Annotated in this window: 9 protein-coding genes and 1 pseudogene; 4 read left to right on the plus strand and 6 right to left on the minus strand. The window is 41.4% G+C overall.

From position 1 onward, the window contains the following. The first annotated feature begins 262 nt into the window (after positions 1-262). Complete coding sequence (locus CVD19_RS21465) at positions 263-781, plus strand: SRPBCC domain-containing protein (RefSeq protein WP_180953734.1); 519 nt, start codon at positions 263-265, stop codon at positions 779-781. Positions 782-983: 202 nt separating this feature from the next. Here CVD19_RS21465 and CVD19_RS21470 read toward each other — a convergent pair whose 3' ends face one another. The 3 genes from CVD19_RS21470 to CVD19_RS21480 form a co-directional block, all read right to left on the minus strand. After that, a complete protein-coding gene (locus CVD19_RS21470; RefSeq protein WP_142383555.1) occupies positions 984-1,577 on the minus strand; it encodes a hypothetical protein in 594 nt (197 codons plus the stop codon). A gap of 364 nt (positions 1,578-1,941) precedes the next feature. Then, positions 1,942-2,898, minus strand: a complete 957-nt coding sequence (locus CVD19_RS21475) for a TIGR03943 family putative permease subunit (RefSeq protein ID WP_101585230.1) — start codon at positions 2,896-2,898, stop codon at positions 1,942-1,944. A gap of 13 nt (positions 2,899-2,911) precedes the next feature. Then, complete coding sequence (locus CVD19_RS21480) at positions 2,912-3,907, minus strand: permease (RefSeq protein WP_101585231.1); 996 nt, start codon at positions 3,905-3,907, stop codon at positions 2,912-2,914. An 819-nt stretch (positions 3,908-4,726) separates the two neighbouring features. On the opposite strand from CVD19_RS21480, the gene CVD19_RS21485 reads away from it, so the two are divergent. Together CVD19_RS21485 and rpmG are read left to right on the plus strand one after the other, a co-directional pair. Continuing rightward, entirely contained in the window at positions 4,727-5,914 is a 1,188-nt protein-coding gene (locus CVD19_RS21485) for a GTP-binding protein (RefSeq protein ID WP_101585232.1), read from the plus strand. Positions 5,915-5,949: 35 nt separating this feature from the next. Further along, positions 5,950-6,099 (plus strand): 50S ribosomal protein L33, encoded by a 150-nt coding sequence (gene rpmG / locus CVD19_RS21490; RefSeq protein WP_101585233.1) that lies wholly within the window; start codon positions 5,950-5,952, stop codon positions 6,097-6,099. Between the two features lie 124 nt (positions 6,100-6,223). On the opposite strand, the gene CVD19_RS21495 is transcribed toward rpmG, so the two are convergent. Next, positions 6,224-6,673 carry a hypothetical protein gene (locus CVD19_RS21495; protein WP_101585234.1) on the minus strand — a complete coding sequence of 150 codons (450 nt, stop codon included), beginning with the start codon at positions 6,671-6,673 and terminating at the stop codon, positions 6,224-6,226. 201 nt (positions 6,674-6,874) lie between these two features. On the opposite strand from CVD19_RS21495, the gene CVD19_RS21500 reads away from it, so the two are divergent. Then, complete coding sequence (locus tag CVD19_RS21500; protein ID WP_101585235.1) at positions 6,875-7,666, plus strand: alpha/beta fold hydrolase; 792 nt, start codon at positions 6,875-6,877, stop codon at positions 7,664-7,666. A 30-nt stretch (positions 7,667-7,696) separates the two neighbouring features. Here CVD19_RS21500 and CVD19_RS21505 read toward each other — a convergent pair whose 3' ends face one another. Together CVD19_RS21505 and CVD19_RS21510 are read right to left on the minus strand one after the other, a co-directional pair. After that, positions 7,697-7,963 (minus strand): YpbS family protein, encoded by a 267-nt coding sequence (locus CVD19_RS21505; RefSeq protein WP_101585236.1) that lies wholly within the window; start codon positions 7,961-7,963, stop codon positions 7,697-7,699. Positions 7,964-8,050: 87 nt separating this feature from the next. Then, positions 8,051-8,491, minus strand: a pseudogene (locus CVD19_RS21510) (LrgB family protein); the annotation flags it as partial. Positions 8,492-8,566 lie beyond the last annotated feature (75 nt).

Consider the following 8,566-nt stretch of genomic DNA (forward strand, 5'->3'; position numbering starts at 1 on the left):
ACTACTCATTTCGACATTTTGGGGAGGTACTCCTTTTTTCATGCCTTAAAAGTCTTGGGGCATTAGGGCTGAGATTTATGAAATTCATTCAAATAGAAAGGTTGATAAATTCACCATATACTTGTCCACTAACTGGAACTGCTTTTAAACACTTTTAAGGGAGATCCAGTCCCCCGGACATTTTTTAAAAAATATGAAAGGAAAAGTGAGACTTAGGACGAAAAGGATTAGTGCAGCAAATTATCTGCAGGAGGTCATTTAAATGTCAAATGTGACAAATAACATGAAAACAACGGTGGAGGATCGGGAAATGATACTGGAGCGAGTTTTTGACGCACCCCGGGAGCTTGTTTTCAAACTACATACGGACGCAGAATACCTTTCACGCTGGTGGGGGCCAAAAGGGTGGATTCTTCCGGTTTGCAACATCGACTTTCGTCCTGGCGGCGTATGGCATTATTGCATGCGTTGCATAGATGAAGTCCAGGGGGATTTTTATGGACATGACTCCTGGGGGAAGGCGGTCTATAAGGAAATTGTCGCACCTGAAAGGATTGTGTATGTCGATTACTTCACGGATGCTGAGGGCAATGTAGCTGAAGGCATGCCTGAAGCAGTCATCACACTAACATTCACCGAACATAAAGGAAAGGCAAAAATGATTAGCCGCAGTAGGTATGAAACAAACGATGCTGTTAAATCCATAATTGACATGGGTGCCGTCCAAGGCATGAGTGAAACGTGGGATCGCCTTGACCATCTCCTTAAACAGCTGCAGTAATAGAAACGAAGGGATTGGAAACTCGAACTGGGAGTTGTATCGGCAGCTCCTTTTTTCATTGGTAACAGTGTATTTAAAGATGGAATATCTCCATGGAGGGGGTGGGGTGTTCCGAATAAATTAATACTTAATCATTTCGATATAATGCTTCCGGATTGCAATTAGCTGTTTCATCAAAAGCTTAAAAGACCCTTCCAGTTCACTAAATATACTTCCGTTCACTAAAATAATATTTTTCTCTCAGATTATTAATCTTTTGTGCTTCTGACGCATTAAGTTCGATTTCGGACAGTTTGCCGAACAAAACTTTCGCGCTTTCAGAATCAATGTAGTGATTGATGATTTCTTTTTGGAAGTGCACCAACTGGTTTTCGACCGGGCGGAAAACGGCCAGGTAATCTTGCTCCAGATTATCTTCAAATTCCAGAAACATCTTGTATGTTTTCGAATCAACTTTCACGAGCTTCGACCTGATTTCCTTAACTCTCTGTACGGTGATTTTCTTGAATAAGTCTGTAGTTTCCGGAAGATAATTTTCATTCATCTTAAAGAGGTGGGTATTTCGGGATGAAGGGGAGCGCAGGATTTGTTGTTCTGGTTCAATCCGGAGTATATATTGGATTTCTTCGAGGGTCTGGCGGAGTGTGTCTATCGCATTTTCAATGTTAAGGATTTTGTAGGGAGCCTTGTCCCTCTCACTTAACTTGTTGGAGAATTCTATCGTCAATAACACCCCGGCCATCGTAATCAATCCTGACAGGATGGCCCCAAAGTAAGCCCTAAGAATGAAATCCAAGTATCTGTACTGCCATAAATCTTTCCTATGCTGAAACTCATAAGCCAATTCACGATCGGTGGGATGATTAAAATAAATAAAAAATTGAAAAGGACAAACAGGGCCATCCACCGCTTTTTGAATATCAAATGTATTCTCCTTTCATTAAAATTAGATATTTGTATTTCCAATATATTACAAACGCAAAATTTTGCAAAGGTGCTTTGTTTAGTGTTTCGAAGTTTTTTATCAGCAAGCTTTATAAGGAAGCTTATTTAAAAATTACTTAACCTGGAAGATAATGAAGGGATATACCAATCATGCAGAAAAGGCTGTCCGCTTCGTCAAGCAGACAGCCTTTGTTCATTTAACAGCAATCCTTTTGCTATAAGATTCTGATATTAATAGGATAAAGATATGGTTCATCAGGTTGACTAATTTTTTTCCAGCTGTCGATTTTAATCATGGGGAGCTCAGCTCCGTTATAGTTAGTTGTTTCCAATACTCCGCTTGCCTCAATCCATGTGTCCTGTTCCAGTTTCGAAGCGTCTGGCAGCTGTGACAGAAAACCGATAATGCTGGCGTCAGCGACACAGTGGGTTATCAAAAATCTCGAGATGACAAGCTGGTCTTGCTGAAACCCTTCCTCTTTATACACAAATCCTTTTAATTCTATCTTTCTCCCTTTAAATTTAGATATATCCTGACTTATTTCATCATAATAGGAAGAAAATACATAGTCGTCCATCTTAATAACAGGGCTTATTAACAGGTGCTGCATAAGCTGTTCGTATTCTTGCTGGGATATTTCCTTCTGGCTTCCCGGGTCAGCAGGATTGTCTGTTGCAGCGTTGTCCGGCTGATCATTTACCTCAGGTAATTTGTCGTTGTCATCCTCGTTTGTGTTCTCTTCAATATTTCCCGTTCTTTCATTTTCTGTTTCCTGCTTCTTGTTGGCCAGCATCGCCATACCGCCTTTTTTATCTGCAATTGAAGCATCAAGCACTTTGGCCGGAAGGAGGAAGCCAGTAATCAATGGGAAAACAATAATCCCATATGAAACTAATTTTTTTATATTAAATTCAGAATCCCCATGATCATGGTGATGGCTGCAGCTTTCATCATGGTCACAGTGATCATGAGAATCCTTCTTGTCTTTCCATATCCTTGTAATTTGGATAAAAAACAAAATCAAAAAAATAACGGATGCCGCCTGGCTTAAACCTATATATTTGGGATTAATATACTTTGTGATTTCACCAGAAACATGAAGCTTAAAAATGAACGCAGTGAATGAAAGTAAAATCAATGCTCTAACGGCCTGCTGAAAATGAAATACCACGATAGGGCCTCCTTTATAGAAAGCTTTGCATCAGCGTTATAGTGATGAAGACCAACGAAGCTACCAATGCCAGCACAATCATGACGAATTTAAATCGAAAAACACTGAGCATCATAAGCGTATTCTTTAAATCGATCATTGGTCCAAAAATCAGGAAACCAAGGATGGACGAAGTCGGAAAGATACTACTGAAGGAGGCGCCAATAAACGCATCCGCTTCTGAACAAAGTGACAGAATGTACGCCAGTCCCATCATGACGAGCAACGAAGAAACCGGGCCATTACCTGCCTGCAATAAAGCCTTTGCCGGCATATACGTTTGTACGAAAGCAGCCAAAAAAGCCCCCATGATCAAGTATTTGGCCATATCAAAGAACTCATCAATTGAATGAGTCAACATAGACCAGAATCGACTTGAAACAGTTTCTCTTTTCGAAACAGCATGTGTGTGAGTAATGGTCATCGATGCTTTAAATTGATTTCCTTTAAATAGCCAACTCACTGCCAAGGCCACCATGATGGCGGTGACAAAGCCTAATCCCATCCGCAATGCTGCAATCTTTGCATCATTACCGAAAGCCATATATGTAGAGGCAATCACAATCGGATTGATAAGCGGACCCGTCGACATGAAACCCATCGCAGCGTAAATGGGCACTCCTTTCGAAACGAGCCTGCGTACGATAGGGACTATACCACATTCACAGGCAGGAAATAAGGCTCCTACCACACAGCTCATGAGAACAGCTACATATTTGTTTTTTGGAATCAATCGTTCTATGTGATCTTCCTTAACAAAAATTTGAATGATGCCCGCGATGAGAACGCCTATCAAAACAAAAGGAAGGGCTTCTATTAAAATACTGAGAAAAATCGTGTTCAGGTTTAAAAATGATGGTGGAAAATGATCGACCGAAGCATTAAAGCCAAATAAGGCCAAAAATAGAGCAAAAGCAATCATAAAAAAAATGGTAACATCCATAATATTTGGGCGAAGGATTCGATTCATGCGTACCTCCATACGAATATTTCTGTGTGATAAAATATATGTGTTAAATTGATAGAGTATGTTTAAGAGATGGTATGGTCAGAATTTTACCAGAATCAAATCGTAATAATTACGGTTTATATTTTAAAATAAGTGCATAGTTTTGTAAATGCAAAATATCACCCATTTTTACATTCATATATATCCATTTGAATATGTTTGATCGAATTCAGTCTGCGTAAAAGGACTTTAGAACCCTTCTATTAGACACAATCCATCGAATTCCCTGAGCGTAAAGTTGATTAGAATCCCTCTATTGCACACAATCATCGAATTTCCTCAGGATAAAGTTGATTAGAATCCCTCTATTGCACACAATCATCGAATACCCTCATCGTAAAGTCGATTAGAACCCTTCTAATGGACACAATCATCGAATGCCCTCTGCGTGAAGTCGATTAGAACTCTTCTACGGACACAATCATCGAATTTCCTCAGGATAAAGTTGATTAGAACCCTTCTATTGGACACAATCATCGAATACCCTCATCGTAAAGTCGATTAGAACCCTTCTATTGGATAAAATCAGTGAAACTCTCTCCGCTAAGGTCATCAGAACCCATTTATTGGATAATGTAAATGGATTGTCCCTGCGAGAAGTCCATTCTATTGGCTCAGAACTGAAATCTTGTACAAAGAAATTTAAACTTGATTTTTGAAACAATATTTATTACGATATAAATCGAAATGATTACGATTTATGTAAACTATGAATTTCGTAATCGATGGAAGAATCCTTTTCATAGTATTTTTCCTGAATTTAAAAGAGGGGAGAAACAAATGCCAAAAAGAATACCTGTCACTGTTTTAAGTGGTTACTTAGGCGCGGGTAAAACAACATTATTGAACCATGTATTAACAAATCGTGACAATAAAAAAATCGCTGTTATTGTGAACGACATGAGTGAAGTGAACATCGATGCATCCATTGTGAAAAAAGGAGGATTTTCACGGACAGAGGAAAAATTAGTGGAACTGCAGAACGGCTGTATATGCTGTACGTTGAGAGAGGACTTAATGATTGAAGTGGAAAGGCTCGTAAAAGCGGGGGAGATTGACTATATCCTGATCGAGTCCTCGGGCATTTCAGAGCCAATCCCGGTTGCCCAGACATTTACCTATGTTGATGATAGTATTGGCATCAATTTAAATGAGCATTGTCGACTGGACACGATGGTGACAGTGGTGGATGCGGATCGATTCTGGCATGATTATATCTCAGGGGACAGCCTTCTTGACAGAAAGCAGGCAAATGATGAAATGGATACTCGGGAAATTGCCGACCTGCTGATCGACCAAATTGAATTTGCAAATGTTCTAGTATTAAACAAGATTGATTTAGTACATTCAGACAGTGTAACTGAGCTAAAGGCAATATTACATAAGCTAAATCCCCAAGCCCGGATTATTGAGAGCGTGAAATCACAGGTAACAGTAAATGAAATTGTCGATACCGGTTTATTTGATTTTGAAGCAGCCAGCCAGGGAGCGGGATGGATTAAGGAATTGAACGAGGAACATACGCCTGAAACCGAGGAATATGGAATTTCGTCATTTGTTTACCGCAGAAAAAGGCCATTTCACCCTGATAGATGGAGGCAGTGGCTGGAAGATTGGCCGGTTGAAATTATACGGGCGAAAGGCTTCTTTTGGTTAGCTTCCCGAAATGATACGACAGGCTTGCTGTCACAGGCTGGCCCCTCCATCATCCTTCAAGGAGCTGGACAATGGCTCGCTGCCTACCCTGAGCAGGAGAAACAGCAAATATTGAGGGAAGAACCTGAACTGCTGGAAAGATGGGATGACGAATTTGGAGATCGAATGACAGAACTGGTCCTGATCGGGGTGGATATGAACCGGGACGACATCGAGGCTGCATTGGATAAATGTTTATTGACAAATCAAGAGATGAACATGGTCTGGTCTGATTTTCACGACCCGCTGCCTGCGTTTACCGAGACGATATAAAATAATTGAACGAAGAGACAAAAGGAGCCAAAAAAATGAGAGTGAAAATTACGTTAGCTTGTACGGAAACCGGGGACCGCAATTATATTACCACCAAAAATAAAAGAAGCAACCCTGAACGGATCGAACTAAGAAAGTACAGCCCACGCCTAAAAAAACATACTTTACACCGTGAAACAAAATAATGAATGAACCCTTGGCTTAACGCTAAGGGTTCTTCCCCGTCTGGACAAGTGATACAATCATTGTCATAAGCAGAACCTTCTGATTTAGGGAGCAACATGAACATCCGTGATTATACCACCAGTTCTATTGTGGCACCCCATACATCAGCTCTGATGTTAAAAAGGCTCCAACAGGAGGTAAGCCTTGAGTGCTAAGGGGAGGTCCGGTAAGAACCGTATCGGTTGTAGCGATCCAGCTTCCATACTCACCTGCTTGCAAAGAAGGAGGCTTCATAACGATGCGTCCTCTTAACATAAAATGCCGAACTCTTATCTGGGGATCGTCAAATATCGCTAAATTGCCAGCATATGACGCATAGGGGGAATCAAATCTTATTTGTTTATTTCTTTCATCCCAAAATCCAGTGATCGGAATCCGTCTGCCACGGAAATTGACCGTACCAGTTACCCGATTATTCGAAATTGCATCAATGACGAGTGTGCCGTAAACAACCGGTCTTCCAGCTATAGCAGCGTGGATAGCCCATCGTGATGGATATGGCAAACTTGCCGTCGTTCCCTGTAAATTTCGCAAAGGCTTATCTCTCCTTATCGGCTTAACGTAATATTCGAATCTATAAAGCCCATATACTGCACTGTTAAATGGCCCAATAAAGTATATGCAGCTCACAGGAAAATGGGAATAAAAAGAGCAAAGGAACCGACCGGGAAGTGATTAAGAAATGTGAAAAAGGGAAAATAACGAAAAACAATAAAGTTACGGAGAGTGGATAGAGTGGAAACAAAAAACTTGGAATTACAAAATTCAAATATCGCCTACATCGATGAAGGAACTGGTCAACCTGTCATCCTACTTCATGGCTTTTGTGGAAGCTGTGCATACTGGGAAAAAGTGATTCCAGCACTGGCAGAGAATTTTCGAGTAATCGCTGTAGACCTGCCAGGGCATGGCAAATCGGCACCTTTGCAGGAGAATCACGCTATTGATGACTATGCGGCAGTAATAGAAGCCTTTATGGATGAATTGAAGCTTGACCAGGTGGCGATGTTCGGCCATTCCCTTGGAGGTTATATCACCCTGGCGTTCGCCAATAAGTTTGGATCCCGGCTTACCGCCTTTTCACTAGTACATTCTACTGCTTATCCCGATAGTGATGAAGCAAAGGAGGCAAGGCTGGCAAATGTCGAAAAGGTGAAGCAGGAAGGGGTCCGAGTCCTCATTGACGGCCTTGTTCCCAAACTGTTTTCTCCCGACAATCTGGACAAAAACGGAGCCGACATCCTCGCAGCCAAAGAAATTGGCTATTCAACAAATCCACAAGGTGCCATTAATGCATTGATTGCCATGAAAAACCGCCCGGACCTTAACCATGTTTTAAAACATGCAGAACTACCCGTTTTATTAATAGCTGGAGAAAAGGATCAGGTAATTCCCCCTGAAAAAACCTTTTCGGTCAGCAAAGCCAACATAAAACAGTCGCTGTTAAAGGACGCGGGGCACATGGGCATGTATGAGAAACCTGTTCAACTGATCAATGAGATGATGGGATTTTTGGCATCGAGATAGACCTGCACAAGGTCTGTCTCGATGATGAATTCAGGATGGAAGGTTGCCCAGCTTCGTTACATACTCCCTGACCATTTCCGCTGTGACGTATTTTCTCGTTGGAATGATCCGCAAATTGATCCGGTTCATTTCTCGGGTCACTTCATTTATTTTATCGGTTGTAAAAGGGATACCTTGTTTACATAAAGTTACAGCCTCTTCAATATAGGTTTCCCGCTTCTGATCCAACACTAAAAATTCTTTGTAAAACCGATTTTGTTTTTCGGCATGCAATGCCAATGCTTTGTGTACACTCATCGTTTGTGCTCCTCATAAGTTCGACATTAAGCCGATTATATCATAATTGCTTGCCTGAGGATTTATCCTATTAAACTCTTGTTTCGCCTATATTTTCAAAATGAATGGAAGGATTGGCATTAAAACGGACAGCAACAATGCGGAGGTGGTCATGGCGACGCTTCCCATAGCCCCCTCTTCGTCAGCCCATAGCAATGAACGGTTCGCCCCTAGCATTTGTGCCGATGTGCCCATTGCCAATTCTCTTGCAGCTTTGCTTTTTATTCCTAATTGTTTCAATAATTTTGGACCAAGCGTCAAGGACACGAGACCTGAAAAAATGACATAGAATACCGTAGTTGAAGTGATCCCTCCAAGGCCATCCGATATGGTTAACGCAATCGGGAGGGTAACAGACCTTGGAATCAAGGATGCGACCAGCTGCTGGCTTAAATGGAAAATATGTGCCAACACAATCACAGACAATATTCCCAGGGCCGTGCCTCCGATTACCCCTGTACAGATCTTTTTGTAGTGCTTCTTTAGAAAGGACCACTGTTTTTGAGACTCCCACGGCTAAAGCCGCAAGCCCTAAACCTTACGGTTTGACGGGTGGGATTCTTG

Source organism: Bacillus sp. T33-2 (genome assembly GCF_002860205.1).
GTDB lineage: Bacteria > Bacillota > Bacilli > Bacillales > Cytobacillaceae > T33-2.

Excerpts from the sequence above, each read along its gene's own strand:
- CVD19_RS21465 (WP_180953734.1), top strand. The coding sequence starts at position 263 with ATGTCAAATGTGACAAATAACATGAAAACAACGGTGGAGGATCGGGAA.
- CVD19_RS21480 (WP_101585231.1), bottom strand. The coding sequence starts at position 3,907 with ATGAATCGAATCCTTCGCCCAAATATTATGGATGTTACCATTTTTTTT.
- CVD19_RS21485 (WP_101585232.1), top strand. The coding sequence starts at position 4,727 with ATGCCAAAAAGAATACCTGTCACTGTTTTAAGTGGTTACTTAGGCGCG.
- rpmG (WP_101585233.1), top strand. The coding sequence starts at position 5,950 with ATGAGAGTGAAAATTACGTTAGCTTGTACGGAAACCGGGGACCGCAAT.
- CVD19_RS21505 (WP_101585236.1), bottom strand. The coding sequence starts at position 7,963 with ATGAGTGTACACAAAGCATTGGCATTGCATGCCGAAAAACAAAATCGG.